The 17,780-nt window shown below is 44.6% G+C and carries 10 protein-coding genes and 1 pseudogene; 5 read left to right on the top strand and 6 right to left on the bottom strand.

All coding sequences use genetic code 11. The features are described from left to right. Nucleotides 1-139: 139 nt before the first annotated feature. Nucleotides 140-940 (top strand): 23S rRNA (adenine(2058)-N(6))-methyltransferase Erm(F), encoded by an 801-nt coding sequence (gene erm(F), locus DW096_RS12125; RefSeq protein ID WP_002682030.1) that lies wholly within the window; start codon nucleotides 140-142, stop codon nucleotides 938-940. 212 nt (nucleotides 941-1,152) lie between these two features. On the opposite strand, the gene tet(X) is transcribed toward erm(F), so the two are convergent. Continuing rightward, the gene (tet(X), locus tag DW096_RS12120) at nucleotides 1,153-2,319 is read right to left on the bottom strand and encodes a tetracycline-inactivating monooxygenase Tet(X) (RefSeq protein WP_005783159.1); all 1,167 of its coding nucleotides are present in this window, start codon (nucleotides 2,317-2,319) and stop codon (nucleotides 1,153-1,155) included. 588 nt (nucleotides 2,320-2,907) lie between these two features. Between tet(X) and DW096_RS12115 the strand changes: the two are divergent. From DW096_RS12115 to DW096_RS12105, 3 genes and pseudogenes are all read left to right on the top strand, one after another. Continuing rightward, nucleotides 2,908-3,387, top strand: a pseudogene (locus DW096_RS12115) (hypothetical protein); the annotation flags it as partial. Between the two features lie 19 nt (nucleotides 3,388-3,406). Continuing rightward, a complete protein-coding gene (locus DW096_RS12110) occupies nucleotides 3,407-3,976 on the top strand; it encodes a hypothetical protein (protein WP_057258966.1) in 570 nt (189 codons plus the stop codon). A 12-nt stretch (nucleotides 3,977-3,988) separates the two neighbouring features. Further along, nucleotides 3,989-4,375: a hypothetical protein gene (locus tag DW096_RS12105; protein ID WP_049702882.1), complete on the top strand. Its 387-nt coding sequence runs from the start codon at nucleotides 3,989-3,991 to the stop codon at nucleotides 4,373-4,375. A gap of 314 nt (nucleotides 4,376-4,689) precedes the next feature. Here DW096_RS12105 and DW096_RS12095 read toward each other — a convergent pair whose 3' ends face one another. From DW096_RS12095 to DW096_RS12080, 4 genes are all read right to left on the bottom strand, one after another. Beyond that, a complete protein-coding gene (locus DW096_RS12095) occupies nucleotides 4,690-6,297 on the bottom strand; it encodes a glycoside hydrolase (RefSeq protein WP_117963600.1) in 1,608 nt (535 codons plus the stop codon). Between the two features lie 118 nt (nucleotides 6,298-6,415). Next, nucleotides 6,416-8,077 carry a RagB/SusD family nutrient uptake outer membrane protein gene (locus DW096_RS12090; RefSeq protein ID WP_117887484.1) on the bottom strand — a complete coding sequence of 554 codons (1,662 nt, stop codon included), beginning with the start codon at nucleotides 8,075-8,077 and terminating at the stop codon, nucleotides 6,416-6,418. A gap of 13 nt (nucleotides 8,078-8,090) precedes the next feature. Further along, nucleotides 8,091-11,141, bottom strand: a complete 3,051-nt coding sequence (locus DW096_RS12085) for a TonB-dependent receptor (protein ID WP_035450227.1) — start codon at nucleotides 11,139-11,141, stop codon at nucleotides 8,091-8,093. 22 nt (nucleotides 11,142-11,163) lie between these two features. After that, on the bottom strand, nucleotides 11,164-12,684 hold the full coding sequence (locus DW096_RS12080; RefSeq protein ID WP_008665740.1) for a hypothetical protein: 1,521 nt from the start codon (nucleotides 12,682-12,684) through the stop codon (nucleotides 11,164-11,166). 203 nt (nucleotides 12,685-12,887) lie between these two features. Between DW096_RS12080 and DW096_RS12075 the strand changes: the two genes are divergently transcribed. Beyond that, nucleotides 12,888-16,943: a hybrid sensor histidine kinase/response regulator transcription factor gene (locus DW096_RS12075; RefSeq protein WP_120028772.1), complete on the top strand. Its 4,056-nt coding sequence runs from the start codon at nucleotides 12,888-12,890 to the stop codon at nucleotides 16,941-16,943. A 40-nt stretch (nucleotides 16,944-16,983) separates the two neighbouring features. Here the strand turns inward: DW096_RS12075 and DW096_RS12070 are convergent, their stop codons facing one another. Beyond that, on the bottom strand, nucleotides 16,984-17,664 hold the full coding sequence (locus DW096_RS12070; protein WP_034523335.1) for a lipopolysaccharide assembly protein LapB: 681 nt from the start codon (nucleotides 17,662-17,664) through the stop codon (nucleotides 16,984-16,986). Nucleotides 17,665-17,780 lie beyond the last annotated feature (116 nt).

The raw sequence follows: 17,780 nt of genomic DNA, 5'->3' as shown, positions 1-17,780 counted from the left end.
ACACCATTTTTAGTTAAACGGTGTGAGTTGGGTTTAGCACGCTCATCAAGTGAAGAGAGGCGTATTGACCCTAATCGAGATAGAACCTTTTTAGTTGAAACAGTAAAGCCACGTGGTATTCACCTGTAAGAAGTTACTAATGACAAAAAAGAAATTGCCCGTTCGTTTTACGGGTCAGCACTTTACTATTGATAAAGTGCTAATAAAAGATGCAATAAGACAAGCAAATATAAGTAATCAGGATACGGTTTTAGATATTGGGGCAGGCAAGGGGTTTCTTACTGTTCATTTATTAAAAATCGCCAACAATGTTGTTGCTATTGAAAACGACACAGCTTTGGTTGAACATTTACGAAAATTATTTTCTGATGCCCGAAATGTTCAAGTTGTCGGTTGTGATTTTAGGAATTTTGCAGTTCCGAAATTTCCTTTCAAAGTGGTGTCAAATATTCCTTATGGCATTACTTCCGATATTTTCAAAATCCTGATGTTTGAGAGTCTTGGAAATTTTCTGGGAGGTTCCATTGTCCTTCAATTAGAACCTACACAAAAGTTATTTTCGAGGAAGCTTTACAATCCATATACCGTTTTCTATCATACTTTTTTTGATTTGAAACTTGTCTATGAGGTAGGTCCTGAAAGTTTCTTGCCACCGCCAACTGTCAAATCAGCCCTGTTAAACATTAAAAGAAAACACTTATTTTTTGATTTTAAGTTTAAAGCCAAATACTTAGCATTTATTTCCTGTCTGTTAGAGAAACCTGATTTATCTGTAAAAACAGCTTTAAAGTCGATTTTCAGGAAAAGTCAGGTCAGGTCAATTTCGGAAAAATTCGGTTTAAACCTTAATGCTCAAATTGTTTGTTTGTCTCCAAGTCAATGGTTAAACTGTTTTTTGGAAATGCTGGAAGTTGTCCCTGAAAAATTTCATCCTTCGTAGTTCAAAGTCGGGTGGTTGTCAAGATGATTTTTTTGGTTTGGTGTCGTCTTTTTTTAAGCTGCCGCATAACGGCTGGCAAATTGGCGATGGAGCCGACTTTTAGCACAAATGTTGAATAGAATTACTAATCTTCAACATTGCACAAAAGTTCAATAGAAGTACTTCACCGGCTCTATTGCCAATTTGTTTGTTATGTGCCGTTTTATTCCATTTTATACATTTAACAATTGCTGAAACGTAAAGTCGGGTTTAAACATTTCAATTTCGTTTTGAGTTGATTCTTCTTGTGCTTCTTTGCCATAGATAAACATTTGCTGTTCATAATTTTTAACAGCCTCTTCAATGCTATTAAATTTTCCATCGGCTAGATTATCAGACAATATCAAGGCATCCACCAACCCACTATTTACTCCCTGCCCTGCAAAAGGCGGCATCAAATGTGCGGCATCCCCAATCATTGTTATGGGTAATGGGCGCTTGCTTTTCCAAGGCTTTTCTAAAGGAAATATCCGTGTAGCCAATCCTACAAATGACAACGTCGTATGAATCAATTCTTTGTAGCGTTCGTCCCAATCGGAAAATTCTTTCAGAAGAAAATCAACGACACTATTTCTGTTTTGAAAATCTACCTGCGTTTGGTTTTTCCATTCATCAGGTGTTTTAAAACTTATTCCAAAATGCAATGCACCATTATTATTGGGGTTAGCAAATAATAAATTACCTTGGTGAGATGCCATTAGCCGGTTTCCATTGCATAGCTGAAAAAATCCAGGACAGTTTATCTCTGGTTGATGAATATCGGCTTGTATATTGAAAGTACCTGTTTCTTCAACTTCCGTGTCGGTAACAAATTTTCTTACCTTGGACATCCCGCCATTGGCAAGAATAACCAAATCTGCTGTTTCACTCGGTTTATTCTCAAAAGTTAGTGTCCACTTCTTCTTACCAGGTTCAAGCATAACAAGTTTTCTATCCCAAATAACCGTGTCGTTTTCTAAACTATTCAACAAGATAGCCCTTAAGTCATTTCTGTTTATTTCAGGATTGTCAAATCGATTTTCGGGCTTTACATTTTTTGTGGATAAAATATTGCCTTTTTTATCAGCAATATTTACACCCATTGGTAAGGCTAAGTCATAATAAGTTTGTAACAATCCCGCTTTTTTCATTGCTTCCTGACCTGAACCTTTGTGTAGGTCAAGGGTTCCACCAAAAATTCTTGCCTCTCGGTCGTTGTCTCTTTCGTAAACTGAAACGTCTATGCCGTTTTGCTGTAATAATTTTGCCATAGTCAGTCCAACGGGTCCACCACCAATTATTGCAACGTTCTTATCACTAAGTAAATTCATTTGTTTGTCTGTATCTATTCGCATTGTCATTCAAAAATGGCCCATAACAATGGCTCGGCGAATTGGCGAAGTAGCGAAGCTGTATCGAAGATACAAAAGCGGAGCTATTTAGCCAAGTCGCTTGTTGTAAGCAGTCCGCGAAGCGGCGGCTTACGGCAAGCGACGTAAGTCGCCGAGCCATTGTTAGCAAGGAGCGCAGCGGATTGCTAACAACGGTTTGCAGCTATACGCAGGCAGGGATTTTTACCACTAAGCTACCTACGATGAACTGAACTTTAAATTTACCACTTTCCTGTCTTACGAAGCACGAACCCCCTGCTTGCGTATAGGTGATGTTATGCGGTCGGCTTTCATTTTCTCTTCTTTCTCGTTAATTTGTCAAGCAAAGTTACTAAATTTGCAGTCAAGCAATTTCAATTTTTGAATTATGTATTTCAGCAGACCTTGGACTTCTATCTAAGTGATAGGCAGTCCTGAATAAATTCCAATCAATCTTTTAGGGCAAGACAATCAGTCTATGCTTTGTGTGTGCTGTCATTTTTTTTGATGGCATTGCTTTGTCGTAGTTGCTCTGTCGGGTAATACTGTCTATTCACTTCTCTGTGATTTGAATTCAATGGAAAAGCTTATGGTAAATGCTTTATGAATGGTAAACCTGATGACACTTATAGGAAAGAGTGTTATCCAAATATCAAAGATGAAGAAATCCCTTGTGCCGGATGTGGAGAGTGGGTTTTAATTGATGTTCCTGGCGTATCTCTTGATGAAATATTTCCTATTCACAAAGCGGATGAGATACTTATGTTTGGGAAATATAAAGGGAAATCTTTGGGGGATATTTATAAAATGGATTATCAATATCTTTATTGGTTAGAAACGACAGATAGGCTTTTCAAAATTGACTTTAAAGAGCTTAAACGATTGTATCCAAATGTCGAAAAAACTTTGGATATATCTATTTCAGAAAGGATTATTGATTTTGGGAAATATAAGGGACAAAAATTTGGCGATATTAAAGATGATATTTCTTATCTTGAATGGCTTGTTTCAATAGGTAAAATATCTATTGAAGACTTTAATTTATTAACTACTATATAACCAATTAAATATGATAAGTATGAAGAAAATTTTAATCACCTTAACAGTACTCTTTGCAGTCATTGACATTATGGCACAAGAGCACCTTTCGTTTAAGGGTATTCCCATTGAGGGAAGTATGACAGAATTTTGTCAAAAGCTCAAATCTAAAGGATTTACTTCAATTGGTCGTGAAAACAATATAACTTTGTTTTCAGGGGACTTTACAGGTCGTCAAGCAACGGTAGGGGTAACTGCTACAGACGATGGAAAAAATGTTTTTGCAGTTGTCGTTTTATTTGACCCAAGTGGGGAGTGGAATACCCTTGTTAATACTTACGACTATTATAAGGATTTATATACTCGTAAATATGGCAAGCCGACAATTTCAAAAGAAAACAACCCTGCCCATTTAGATTCCAATACCGCTTTAATGGCGGAAGTGCATCAGGGAACGGTTGTATATGGTAGTGCATGGGAAGTGACAGGAGGAGATATACAACTTTCAATTGAAAAGTCTTCTGGAGTTTATGAAGGTATGGTAATGATTCGCTATCGTGATTCTCAAAATATTGAAGCCAAAATCCAAAATGATTTGGATGATATTTAGACAAGGACAGCTATGAAAAAAGTATGTATATTCATTGGTGGTGTTGTCACTGGAGCTATTCTAGTGGTTGTTGTTTCCATGCTTATAGCTGGTGGAAATTCTACTTATAAAGGAATTACATTATTTGAAAAAGAGGGAGAATGTATAAGTGAAAATTCTTTTAAGGTATTTCAAGTTTTGGATTCAGGTGAAGCCTTAGCTAACGAAGTAAAACAAGGATACTTGATACCAACAGGATTAACTGTGTTATTTTTGAATGAGGATGGACTGTCTTACTATGACGACCAAGTTATTAAGATACCTTCAGGTAAATGTGCTAAACAAATAGGGATATTCAAATATTCCGCTAAATCGGGTATGGAAAAGACAGTTCCTATAGTTGGTATACGTAACAAATAGAAAAGGTGGTCATTGACCACCTTTTCTATTTGTTACATAACATAACCTCATGAATGATTTTCTTTTTTCGCAAGCCGATTTTATAAAATTGCCACCGATAGTTCGTACTTTCGGAAAAAGATATTATATTTGCAAATGAAAGAGTTATTTGACAGTATAGCAACGCAAAACGCTGAATTTCGCACAGTTGCTAAATCGTTACCTCTATTTCTCAAATAATTCGCTAAAAGTTTATTCTTCAATCGGTTAAGTCGAACCGATAAAAATCTAAAATACATTTTCATATAGATTTTCTTTGAAGTTAAACTAATTCCTTACTTCAGGCTATACACCACGGTTGTCACACTCTTGGCTTCCAGAATCACCTGCTTGCCTGCCGCCACCGTTCCTTCCACCAGATTCTTGCTACCGGTAGTTGTATAAGTAGCTATTGACTTCGCTTCATTGCTCCATCCCACATGCGTTTCACCTAAGCGAACCGCCTTATCAGACATGTTTGTATAGACGGCCACTACCTTATCCCCCTCGGGAGAAAGCCAGGCGGAACCGAAAAAAGTACGCGATTCGTTCAAGTCGAGGGCAATACGGCGGTATCCCGGACGGATAAAGCGGCTGTAATTGCCCAGTACCCAAAGAGTGGCAGTAGCCTGATAGCTTCCCTCCTGCTCTATATCACCATACTCGCCACCGGCAGGTACCAGCGAAATCAAGAGAAAACGGTTCTTATGCCCCCAACGGGAAACATCCATCGATGTCCAGTAACTCCAGGAAGACACTCCAGCCACAGTGAGGTCATTGTGGATGACCTTCGACATGTAGAAAGCGATATCCATCTCAGAAGCCTGCTCGTAGCCCACGAATTCGGAACTGCTGTAATTATCGCCCAGCATACTCCATTCACTCTGCCAAACATCCAGATTATACTGACCGGCAGCCTGGGCCACTTGCTTGCGCACGTTGCGCATACCGTCCCATGTGCCGTCAGTCCAATAGCTGTGTCCGCAAATGAGATTCTTCACGTGTGCCAAGTCACCCACGTAGGCGGAAGAGCCGGGTGTAAAGAAAGCTGAGAATACATTACTGCGGTTGGCATCGCCTTTCACTTTATACAGATACTCCCAATCACCGGATTCGCCCAAGAGAATGTCTGTGGAAAGCCCCCGGTCATCCAACGACATATCCAACTCGCGTGCCAGTGCAGCCACTTCGTCATTGGTCCAGCCACTGCCCTCCTGTCCGCTGTCCCAGTTGTACTGCGGCTCGTTGACGGGCGAGATATGGCTTATGTGATAGCCTTCAGCGGTATAACGGGCCGCTACATCGGCCATATATCCTGCAAAGTCACCATAATGTTCCGGTTTCAGATTAGAAAGTCCCCCTCTGGCGGAAAATCCTTTTCCATTATAGGTGTACTGCACAGGAGGTGTATTGCTGAAAAGAACGAAATTGTTACATCCCAGCTCCTTGGCACGGTCCATGAAGTAACGTTGTCCCTCGCAACGGGTCCAGTCGTACGTCAAGTCATCCGTAAGATAGGATTCCGCACGACGGGATTTATCCTCGATGCCGCTGGCTTCACCTTGCGCGGCACTGCCGCCACCAAGATTCACCCGCCATTGGGAAAGGCCGATTCCTTTCGGCTTGCCGCCCACAATCTCTGAAGAAAAAAGCAGTTCCGTAATCCCCGCACGGTGCGAAGTCCATGACTTGCCCACAAAGGCAGGCGACCAACAGTCCGAAGCGCCAAAGCCGGCTATTGTCTGGAAAGTCTGTCCGGCATCGATGCTCACCAGTTTCTCTACGCTGTTTGTAATGTCCGGACCCTCAGGAGTGTCTGGAGTATCCGGCGTAACGGGAGAATCGTCGCTGCAAGCCATTGCAGCAAGCAGTGCCGGAAGAATAAAAATGTGTCTCAAATTCATGATATTATTTTGGATTAAAAAACTGCCGCGGATAATCCATTGCAAACTATCCGCGACAGAATATAAAGACCTATTGAATAATCAGTTCCTGCAACAATCTGTTTTCATCAGAATGTGTTTAATTCCAACCCGGGTTCTGGGTAATGGAACCGTTGGACATCGTGATTTCGTACAAAGGAATGGGGAACACCATGTCGCGGTTTTCATTGAAAGTGATGCCTTTGTCACTTGCTTCACCTTGATTTTCCCACTCAAGAGCGTCACGGGTAGCCTCTTCAGTGTTCCACCTCACAAAGGAACCGTTCGGTCCCAGGATATTGCTAATCATCTTTTTACCATTTGTATCAGTCCAGCGGCGGATATCATACAGACGGTTCTGCTCGAAAGCCAATTCCAAACGGCGCTCCAGGCGAATGGCACTTTGCAATGCCTTTCCACTTGCCGTAACGTCATCCAACTTGGCCCGTCTGCGCACCTGATTGAGAGCATCGCGGGCAGAAGCGTCATCACCCAGTTCATTGCAAGCCTCAGCATACATTAAAAGGACATCGGCATAACGCAGAATGCGGTGATTCAAAGGACTCTTGTCCGTGGCGTAAGCCGTTGCATCGCCTTGAGCACGATATTTCATCGGCAGGAAATACTTGCGGATGATACGCGCAGACTTATGGTCAGCGGGATTGATAATATAGCAATTGGGGTCCCAACCATATTTATCAAGATATTCCTGATACTTATTCAACGCTTTGCTTGCGTCAATGAAATCCTCGAATTGGTCTTCGCCGGCAATTTCCGTACAGCCCGACTTGATTATTGTCCATTTCAAACGTTCCGTATCACCGGCCTCAATATAAGCTTGCTCCAAATTTGCCGTAGGCTGACACCAGCTCCAACCATCACCAGGACCATTACGGGCACCGGTTACCGTAGCAAGCGCCCCTCCTAAGCCCAAAGTGGGATGATATTCATACTGGATTTCCAGAAGGCTCTCCGCACTGTTGTCATAGTCGACATTCCATACCTGCCCGAAATCGGGAAGCAATTGGTATTCGCCTTCATCTATCACAGTCTTCAACACATCATGGGCAGCCTGCCATTTCTCCTGATAGAGGTACACTTTACCCAATAATCCTAAAGCGGCGCCACGGGTAGCATGCCCTACTTGCGCAGTACTGCGTTGCGGCAGTATTTCGGCAGCTGCCATCAGGTCATCCTCTATGAATTTGTACACGGCTTCTGCCGTAGCACGTTCTGTTCCCTCCACTTCTTCCGGCATTTGGAAACTGGTCATCAAGGGCACCCCGCCAAAATTTCTCACCAGTTCGAAGTAATAGTAGCCACGCAGGAAACGGGCTTCTGCCACCAGACGGTCTCTGGTTTCTGTCTCTTGGGTTTCGAGAGCCGCAATGCGATCTATGGCTATGTTACAACGTAAAATACCTTTGTAACGGTACTGCCAAAAATTGGAGATAGGGCCATTGCTGGCACCGTTTCCCTGATAATGCGCCAATGAGATATAATCACTCTGAGACTGAGAGGTATTCCCCATCCAGGCATCATCTCCACACATTTCGGAAAGTAACCACACGGTGTTGATTTGCCACCATCCTCCATATGTCATGGCCTGATAACAGCTCGTGACTGCGGATTCACACTCTTCTATGGACTTATAATAAGTGTCCACGTTCAATTGCCCGCGTACGTCTTCCGTCAGGAAGTCCTCGCAAGAGGTAAACACCAGCGAAGCAATCAGAACTACTATTGTAAATATTCGTTTCATGGATAATCAAGAATTAAAATTTGAAGTCAATGCCAAACAAGAATGTTCTCGGATTAGGATAAGCCACGTTGTCAATACCGGTATTGATGGCACTGCCAGAGCTGTCGGTAGTACCGTCAACCATCGGGCGTTCGGGGTCCATTCCCGAATAACCGGTAATGGTAAACGGATTCTGTGCAGAGAAGGAAAGACGCAAGTCAGCACCTCCAACCCATTTCTTAGGAAGCGTATAGCCTATCTGCAACAGCTTGCAACGCAAGTAGGAACCATCTTCCACATAGAAACTGGAAACGCGGCTATAGTTCAGGTTCAAGTCATTGCTCGACAAACGGGGAATATCATTGCCGGTACCCTCGCCATGCCATGCTTTCTCCAGTGTACCTGCCCAGACATTCTGTCCACCTGAACCGGAGTAGCGTCCTTTGGTGACATTGTAAATATCATTACCGAACGTACCATAGAAATTGGCTGCAAAATCAATGTTCTTATAACGCATACCAATATTCAGACCCATCATTAAATCAGGATAAGGATTACCGATATAATCTTTGTCATTGGCATCGAGCACTCCGTTATGGTCCCGGTCCTTGAAGCGGATGTCTCCCGGTTTTGCATTGGGCTGAATCAGTGTTCCGTGTTCGTCAGTGTGCGCATACACCTCTTCCCAATTCTGGAACAAGCCATCGGCCACGTAACCGTAGAAACGGGAGATAAAACCACCATCTTCGTTACGGATAATCTGGTCGCTATTGAATCCACCGACATTGATAGGACCGTCGCCCGAGAACTTGATGGCCTTGTTGCGCACGGCAGAAAGGTTCAGACCAAGATCGTAAGAGAAATCCTTGCCGATTTCATCGCGCCAGGTAAGTCCCACTTCCCAACCGCGGGCCTGCATACTACCGATGTTCATCCAAATCTGGCTGTTCCAGTTATCATATCCCAAAGAGAGGATGTTCTGTTTCTGGTAGAGCATGTCAATGGACTTTTTCTGGAAATATTCGAATGTTACACCCAAACGTGAATCAAGGAATGACATATCCACGCCTACGTTCCAATCTTCCACAGTCTCCCACTTCAACTGGTTGTTACCTACTGTAGACACGAAGTAACCATTTGCCAACGTATTGCCATAATAGTATTGGGTTTCGCTCAACAAAGTAAGGGTAGCATTATTGTTGATATTCTGATTACCTACACGGCCCCAGCCTCCACGAAGCTTCAGGTCACTGAAGATGTCCTGGTCCTGCATAAATGCCTCACTGATGACACGCCAGGAAGCGGAAACAGACGGGAAGAGGGCATACTTGCTGCCCTTCGGGAAACGGGAGGAACCGTCGGCACGGAGAGATGCCGAAATGTAGTAACGGTTATCGTAGTTGTACATGACACGGCCCAGGAAAGAAACCAGTGTATTGTAAGTGGTTTCACCGTTGGCCTCATCCGTACCCTGCTGTCCGGCATTCACTTCCTGCATCTGGTCCAGATTATTGGGAACATTATCACGCCGTGCCTGAGTATTGTACCATGCAAAACGTTCGGCAGTAAAGCCAGCCATTACATTCAAGTTGTGCTTTTCAGCGAAAGTGTCCATGTAAGTGGCTGTATTCGTCCAGTTCCAGTCAAACCACTCCTGATTGCGGCGGGTGATTTCGTTCAAGTCCTGTTTCTCCAACGGATCCATATTGAACTTCGGAACGAATGAATCAGAACGGCGATAGTGTGCATTGGCACCGAACTGGGTGCGCAACGTCAGCTTTTCTATCGGGGTTACCTGCAGATAGGTATTCAGAATGGCACCCAACTCGCGAGAATGAGCATTGCTACGGGCAATTGAACCGGCGGGATTCCACTCCTGGTTGTTGTAAGAGCGTTGATAGTTGTTGTACTCATTATCCTCCCATTGGTCCTGCGGACGGAATACCGGAGTTGTCGGGTCCATAGCCATGGCTGCCGAGAACTGGTTTGGGGTATCATCCCATGATTCGACACGTGGAGCAATATCAACTCCCAATTTTACATACTTATTAAATGTATATTCAGTATTCAGACGGATATTTATCTTATCCCAATAACCTACATCAAACTGTGAGTTGTTACGATAATAGCCCACGCTAAAGTTATAAACAAACTGTTCTGAGCCACCGGCAACACTAAGTGAATGGTTCTGCACCAAAGCTGTTTTATTGACTACAGTATCCCACCAGTCTGTACCACCGGGATTGGTCGTAGCACCCGTATCGTTCCAGATAGAAGAAAGGCCATCATTCGTATAACGGGTATTGAACACTTCTTTATATTCAGCCGCACCGGCAATATTAGGTTTGGCCACGGTCTGGAAACCAACAGAAGAATTCCAATTGATGCGGGCTTTACCAGTTTTACCTTTCTTTGTAGTAATCAGGATGACACCGTTTGATGCACGTGTACCATAGATAGCGGCAGCCGAAGCATCTTTCAATACTTCCATGGAAGCAATATCGTTACTATTCAGAAAGTTGATATTGTCACCTACCGGCATACCATCCACTACATACAACGGATTCGTACCGTTTACGGTAGTTACACCACGAATCAGCACCTTCGGAGTAGCTCCAGGGCCACCACCACTGGTGACTTGTACACCATTTACCTTACCCTGCAAAGCATCCATAGCATTACCGGTCACGGTTTCAGTGATTTCATCGCCTTTTACTGTAGCAATAGAACTGGTCAAATCGCTCTTTTTCACAGCACCATAACCGATAACCACCACTTCATCCAGTAATTCCGCAGCCTCCTTCAGTACCACGTTAATCGTAGTACGTCCACCTACAGCTATTTCCTGAGACTCAAAACCAATAGAAGAGAATACCAACACTGCATTCTTGTCTACATTGGGTAATGTATAATCACCGTCGATACCGGTAATTGTACCCGTACCGGTACCTTTCACTTGAACTGTAGTTCCAATCAACGGCTGCTGGTCGGTGGCCGAAGTCACCACACCCTTAACCGTTATCTGCTGCGCATAACCGCAAAGGCTTATCAGCGCAAGACATAATAATAGAATTTGCTTTTTCATATCTTAAATCTAATGTTACTTTTTAATTAGCAGGCACAATCTTGCCGCGACCCAAATGCGCGTCAAACTCAAAGCGGTAGTTGCCGGTCACCGTAACCGTAGGCTTCATCCAGTTGTCACCTACCATCGAGCCGTCTTCCCAACGCTGATTGGTGCCTTCCCAATTAGGATTCACATCCCCTTTCTTACTGAAGTAACCAAACTTCTCTACATTCTGAGAGTCGTCACACCGCCATTCCACATGATCCCACCATCCGTCGGGATGATAATTGGATATGATGAAGTTCATTTCTTCACCGGCTTCCAGCGTCCAAGTTCCATTTTCCGGATAATAGAAAAGATGAGGATTATTTTTATCCTGGGCAAACAACTGATTTCCCGCATCCTGAGGAGAACCTCCCCAACCGATATAGAAATCAATGAACGATTCCCCATTCTCCCAACGGTCAAAACAAGGCTTTCCATATTCATATTTCATCGGATTTGTAGCCTCTGTCACCGAGTACGTGCGCATACTATAAGTAGACTCTTTCACATTGATGTCTATTTCATAATAAACACCAGCCTCATCCAAGACAATAGGTTTAGCCGTTTCCGGGTCATCCGTCAATTTTGTATTATCCTCCGGATCAAGGCCAAAACAGATAGGAGTAAAGTCTGTCTTTTGCGGTAAGAAGAAAATTTCCGTACCGGCAGCTTTATTATAATAACGTGCACGATATTGGTACTCGCCCGTATGGTTAATCACCATCGGTACACCGAAAATATCACTGTTCAATTCCTCTACGGTTGCCACATCGGCCAGATACATTTTGGGGAAGTCAGGCATTTCAGATACACTGATGGTACTATTGGTCACTGTCTGATTGCCTCTGGCATCCACAGCCGTCAAAGTCACATCGTAACTTTTCACCTCATTAGGCAGAATAATCTTCTCCGTAAAGCTCAAAGTAGATTGCCCGCCAGCCTCTATACGGCGGCTTTCAAAACCTTCTACCCCAGGAATCTCAATGAGTACATAATCCAGTATGCGGTCATCTTTCACCGTGAAATTCAGGTTGAACTTTGTTTCATCCTTTATCAGTACGGTAACCTCCTTACCAGGGGCAATTGTAAATGTAGGATTCTCAAAGTCCCCATCCATCGTTATCAACACATCCTGCGACACTTCACGCCCGCCCGCATCTGTTACGGTCACTTTCACGGTGAAGCGTTCACCGATTTCATCACGCTTGAGGTCATAAGAATAGCTCAACTCATACTCCGTTTGGGGAGCTCCATAGATTTCGACCAAATCAATGGTCTTGTTCAGATAAAGATCGGCACATTGCAGATTGACGGATACAATTCCATCCTGGTCAGCCAACGAACCCTCAATGGTAAAACGATGGCCGGCACCGGATTCAATATGATCCGTCACCAATGTCATTGTCGGAATCTGCCCGTCTACATCAGAGTATCCGTCATCGTCACTACATCCAGTAGTCCATAAAGCCAGCGATAACAACGCCCAGAAAGTGGCGTTAAAGAAATGCTTCTTCATAAATATTATTATTAAAGTTAAACAAAAAAGTACATTTTGTTCCGATTTATAATAATCGGCAATGCAAACATATGCCAATTTTCGATTCAACAGCTGTATAAATCTTGCAGAGAAGGCATATAAATCTGTCAATGCACGATTTGTGCACATCATCTAAAGATTTTATTTGTACTTTTGACTCATGCAATGAAAAACGACCCGTTATGAAGAAGATTCTACTTTCCATTTTCCTATGCCTGCCATTCCTGCTATCCGCGCAGCCATATACCATAAAACATCTGAGTATCCGTGAAGGGCTGTCCAACAACCATGTGGTAAGCATAGCCCAAGACAAACGGGGCTCTCTATGGTTTGCCACAGAAGAGGGTTTAAATAAATTCGACGGAATACGCTTCCTTACCTATTATAAAGAAGAAACAACCGGCAAGCAAAGCATCACCGGCAACGAACTGAACTGTCTGCTGGACGATCCCGTCGACTCCATCTTATGGATAGGAACCCAACGTGCCGGAATCAATGCATACAATTATGCCAACGATTCATTCATCACTTACAGACACAACGAAAACAACCCTGAAAGCCTGGTTACGGACGACATTACCAAAATCATTGCCGCCTCCGACGGTAACCTATGGATTTGCACCTATTGGAAAGGCGTGGACTATTTTGACAAGCAAACCGGGCAATTCACCCATTACAATACCGAAACCGTACCGGGTTTTGCAAGCAACCATATCTGGTCTGCCATAGACGGCGGTAACGGACTACTCTATATCGGGCATGTGGACCGGGGATTCAGTATACTTTCCATAAAAGACAAGACAGTCAAGAACTTCACACACGAGCCGCAAACCCCCAACAGCCTGCCCGGCAACGAAGTGACATGTGTCTACAAAGACAAAAGCGGAAACATATGGATAGGAACCGATAGAGGAGTGGTACTGTTTAACCCGGAAGCGGAAAGTTTCATCCCCTTCGACGACAAAACCAACTGCATATCGCACCGTGTATATGATATACACCAACTGGATGACAACAGACTTTGGATAGCCATGGAATTCGGCGGCATTGCCGTAGTGGATTTGTCCCAACAGCTTTTCCGTTCGTCGGACCAGATTCATGCGCTTTCTATCCGGGAGGGAGACGATGAATACGGCTTGTCCAACTCCAGTATCCGTTGCCTGCTCCAAGATTCCTTCGGTAATGTATGGGCAGGTTCCTGGGGAGGCGGCATCAACTTCATAAAACGTGAGCCGTCACTCTTCAGCACTTATAAATATTCTCCTTTTCCATCCACCAACAACAGCCTGAACAGTAAAATAGCCTCCGGTGTCTGTATGGACAAAGCCGGTAACCTCTGGATAGGAACCGATGGAGGAGGAATCAACGTATTCAACAAGGGAAGACGAATAGCCATATACAATGCTGACAACAAGAAATTCAGAAGCAATACGGTGCAGGCAGCCTTGTGCGACTCAAAGGGAGGATTATGGTTCGGGCTTTTTTATGGAGGAATAGCCTACTACAACCCCAAGAGCCAAAGCTTCCGGCAGATTTTCTCCGAAGACAAGTCACGCACTGACGTACGTTCCTTTCATGAAGACAAGCAGGGAAACATTTGGGTCGGAACCAGCGAAGGCGTCTATCTTATAGATTGTGACAGCAAGACAATCAAGGCACACTACAATCTGGAGAACAATCTGGCCCGCTGTGTGCTGAAGGATTCCGAAGACCAAGTATGGGTAGGATTCTTCGGAGGAGGCCTGGGCCTCTATGACCCTCAACTCCAAAGCATCCAGCTCTTCAACGTCCTGGCCAAATTCCCCTCCAATACCATCAATGCTCTCTACGAAGACAGCAGAAAGCGGTTGTGGGTGGCCACGGGTGAAGGTTTGGTATGCTTCCCCTCCCTGACAGACAGAAACTACAAAGTATACCAACGTGAAAGCGGACTGGCTAACACCCACATACAAGCCATCGGTGAGGACAAGGCAGGAAATATTTGGGTGAGCACCAACAAAGGTATCAGCTGTCTTGTGGACAGTAAAGACATTTTCTATAACTACGACTATCACGACAACCTCCCCATGGGAAGCTTCAGTCGGGGCAGTGTAGCCTACGGACAAGACGGTAACTTTTACTTCGGCTCTATAAACGGTCTGTGCTACTTCAACCCGGAAGTTGTATTGCAGGAACGCAAATCACCACCCGCATTCATCACCAACATTGAAATTACCGACCCGCTGAACAAACCGGAAAACGGACAGAGCACCATTGCCTTAAACGGACAGAAGAACGTGCAACTGAAATATACACAGAATAGTTTCAGTATCCGGTTCAACATCCAGAACTATGCCCTGGTCAACCAAGTGGAATATGCCTATATGCTGAAAGGACTCGAGAACTCCTGGTATACGCTTACAGACCCCAATAATGTCACCTTTCGTAATCTTCCTCCCGGGAAATACCAGTTCCAAGTGAAAACGCGCATGCGCAACCAAGCATGGTCGGACGCAACCACCTCATTGAACATCCGCATCGCCCCACCCCTTTGGCTTACTTGGTGGGCAAAGTCATTCTATATCCTGCTGTCCCTTATCATCCTTTTCTCTATACTCTATGCCTACAAGAAAAGACTGGATGCTGAAGCACTGTACCAACTGGAGAAGCAGAGCCACGAACACGAGCAGGAACTGAACAACGAACGCCTGCGCTTCTACACCAACATCACCCATGAACTGCGCACCCCGCTTACGCTGATACTGGGTCCGCTGGAAGACATACAGAAAAGTGATACACTATCCACCAAAGACGCACAGAAGATATCCGTCATTCACCAAAGTGCCATCCGGCTACTGAACCTCATCAACCAGATATTGGAGTTCAGAAAGACCGAGACCCAGAACAAGAAACTCTGCGTGAGCCGGGACAACCTCGTACCCCTTATCCGCGAGATAGGCCTGAAGTACAAGGAACTGAACCGGAAGCCAGCCGTCGATATCCGGCTGGTGGTGGAGAAAGAGCATATGCCTATATACTTCGACAAGGAAATTATCCAGACCATCCTGGACAATCTGATATCCAATGCCCTAAAGTACACGGAAAAGGGTAGCATCAGCATCGGTATCCGACAGGTGGAACGTGCCGAAGTGAACTATACGGAAATCCGGGTCAGCGACACGGGATACGGTATCAAGCCGGAGGCACTACCCCACATATTCGACCGTTATTACCAGGAAGGCGGCAAACACCAGGCTTCGGGTACCGGTATCGGACTTTCTCTGGTGAAAAACCTCGTAGCCCTACACGAAGGGGAAATCCGCGTAGAGAGTGCTCCCAATCAAGGTAGTACCTTCTACGTCAGCCTGCTTACCGACAACAGTTACCCGCAGGCACTGCATGCCGATTCGCAGGAAAAGGAAAGCAACGTCCAGCATATAGAAGAGGCACAAGTAAATCAAGTTTCATCCAGCGACAAACCCATATTGCTGGTAGTGGAAGACAATCCGGACATCTGCGACTATATAGCCGAATCCTTCTCCGACCACTTTGAAGTAAAGACTGCCGCCAACGGAAAGCTGGGCAAGGAAAGCGCCCTGAAAGAAATACCTGACATCATCGTCAGTGACATTATGATGCCGGTAATGGACGGAAACGAGATGTGCCGTGAGCTGAAAAAAGACGTGCGCACCAGCCACATACCCATTATACTGCTGACAGCCAAAGACTCGCTGCGCGACAAAGAGGAAGGCTACCAGGTAGGTGCCGACTCCTACCTCACCAAACCGTTCAGCGCCAGCCTGCTGCATAGCCGTATAGAAAACCTGCTCCAGTCGCGGCGCAACCTGGCAAACCATTTCAGCGCCAATGCCGCCATAAGCAATAAAGCGGCTGTCATTACAGAATCGCTCAACAAGCTGGACAACGAGTTTATCCACAAGATAAACCAGCTGATAGAGGAACGGCTTTCTTCAGACAAAATAGACATCAGCTATCTTTCGGATAAAATGTGCATGAGCAATTCCACCCTCTACCGCAAGATGAAAGCGCTTACCGGACTTTCCACCAACGAATATGTCCGCAAGATAAGGATGAAACACGCCGAGCAATACCTGCTGGAAGGCAAATACAACATTTCGGAAATAGCATTCAAGGTAGGTATAAACAATCTGTTCTACTTCCGGCAATGCTTCAAGGAAGAATTCGGCTACATACCTTCGGAATATCTGAAGAGATTAAAAGAGACCGGAGAGAAATAAGAGACAAACAGCCCCTTCCTATTAGTCGGAATGCGGACAGCTATTTCAGCTCCAGCTCCATCTTCTTTATCTTTTCCAGCGTATTGCCTGCTTCCATGGAGGGGAATACCTGAAGCACGCGTTGCAGGTATGCCTTAGCCTTGCCGTAGCTATTGGTGAACACGTCTGACAATCCGTTGCGATAGCGTGCATACTGCATCCTTGTGGGGGAAGTTATCTTTTTATAGTCTTCTTCGAGCTTCTTCTTATCCTTCTCGGCTTGGAGATAATAATAATTCCCCAAGAAGATATTGGCTTGGAGATTGTCGGCATCCAGCATCAATACCTTTTCATAGGTTTTTAAGGCATCTTTCTCCTTTCCCCGCATCATCTCCATTTCGGCACAAGAGACAAGTGCAGGTACGTCTTCGGGATGACGCTGCAAGAACTCCTTATAGAAGAGGTAGGCTTTATCGTAATTCCGCATTTCCTTGTAGTGCACAGCCAGCACATCCGCAAGACGAGGAGCCACCTCACTGCTCTTGTCCACATTGGTCCAGTAGAACATTTCCGTCCTATCCTCACCGGCATTTGCCGCCTGGCGAAACAAACTCACCGCATAGTCATCTTTACCCTCGGAAAGTGCATCGGACACTTTCGAAAGCAACTCATCTGCCGACTGTCCCCAGACAGACAGCGGACACATCAAGAACAAGGAGAAAAGCAACGTTAAGGTTTTCATTTTTAGTGTATATATATAGTTTAACAGCCCAATCAGTCTCATAGAAATCTACCTACAAAACTACGCATTTTTACGGCAACCATCAATAGTTGAAAGTAGAAAAATAGTTAACTTTG

The organism is Bacteroides sp. AM07-18, assembly GCF_003602695.1.
Classification (GTDB): Bacteria; Bacteroidota; Bacteroidia; order Bacteroidales; family Bacteroidaceae; genus Bacteroides; species Bacteroides uniformis.
This window is presented reverse-complemented; position numbering and strand designations above follow the sequence as displayed.